The sequence below is a fragment of the Hoeflea sp. BAL378 genome (genome assembly GCF_000759435.1).
Classification (GTDB): Bacteria; Pseudomonadota; Alphaproteobacteria; order Rhizobiales; family Rhizobiaceae; genus Hoeflea.
The window spans coordinates 1-1057 of record NZ_JRJG01000234.1; the positions used below are offsets into that span (position 1 = coordinate 1).

General features: G+C 60.7%; 1 protein-coding gene. It reads left to right on the plus strand.

Annotation, left to right across the window (positions count from 1 at the left end):
• Positions 1 to 95: 95 nt before the first annotated feature.
• A protein-coding gene (locus LL06_RS25505; protein ID WP_152599784.1) for an IS630 family transposase occupies positions 96 to 1042 on the plus strand; the annotation gives its coding sequence in 2 pieces (ribosomal slippage) (positions 96 to 435 and positions 435 to 1042; 948 coding nt in all).
• Positions 1043 to 1057: the final 15 nt, after the last annotated feature.

Consider the following 1057-nt stretch of genomic DNA (forward strand, 5'->3'; position numbering starts at 1 on the left):
CTAGAGCACTTTCTATGAACACAGAGTCGGTTTTGGGATTCCCGCAATGAGGCCTGTCTGATTCACTGCTCCTGGTGATTTGCAGGGAGAAGATGATGACGAGGAGCCTGAGCGTTGACCTTCGTGGTCGGGTGATTGCGGCGATCGAAAATGGTGTTTCGACACGGGAGGCGGCGCGGCGCTTCCGTGTCGGGATTTCGACGGCCGGGAGCTGGTATCGCCGCTACCGCGAGACCGGTGAGGTGGAGGCACGCAAACAGGGTCAGCCCTCGCGTTCGAAACTCGACCCGCACGTCGACTATATTGTCGGCCTCATTGAAGCGACGCCGGATATCACGCTTGCCGAGATCGGTGAACACCTTGTTGCGGAACGAGGTATGCGGGCGGCTCCATCGACGGTCTGGTTGCTTCTCGACCGCCGCGGCATCACGTTCAAAAAAAGACGGCGCATGCCGCCGAACAGCAGCGTCCCGATGTCCTGCGCCGCCGCATAGCCTGGTTTGACGGCCAACTCGACCTCGACCCCGAGAAGTTGATCTTCATTGATGAGACTGCGGCATCCACGAAGATGGCGCGGTTGCGCGGACGCAGCCTGCGCGGCGAGCGATGCCGGGCGGCGGTGCCTCACGGGCACTGGAAGACAACCACGTTCACCGCCGGCCTGCGACTGAATGGCATGGCCGCGCCGATGCTCCTCGATGGCCCGATGAACGGCGCTGCCTTCCTGGCCTATACAGAACAGGTCCTTGCGCCCGAGCTTCGTCCTGGCGACATCGTAGTCATGGATAATCTGCCATCCCACAAGATCAGCGGCGTGCGCGAGGCGATCGAGAAGGTTGGTGCTCAGCTTGTGTTCCTGCCGCCATATTCGCCGGACTTCAACCCCATCGAGATGGCCTTCTCAAAGCTCAAGGCCCTTCTGAGAAAAGCAGCGGCCAGAACCGTCGACGACCTCTGGACCGTCGTAGCCAACTCCCTTGCAGCGTTCACGCCCGCAGAGTGCAGACACTATTTCGAGGCGGCCGGATATGACCCGGAGTAAGTCGAATCTGCTCTA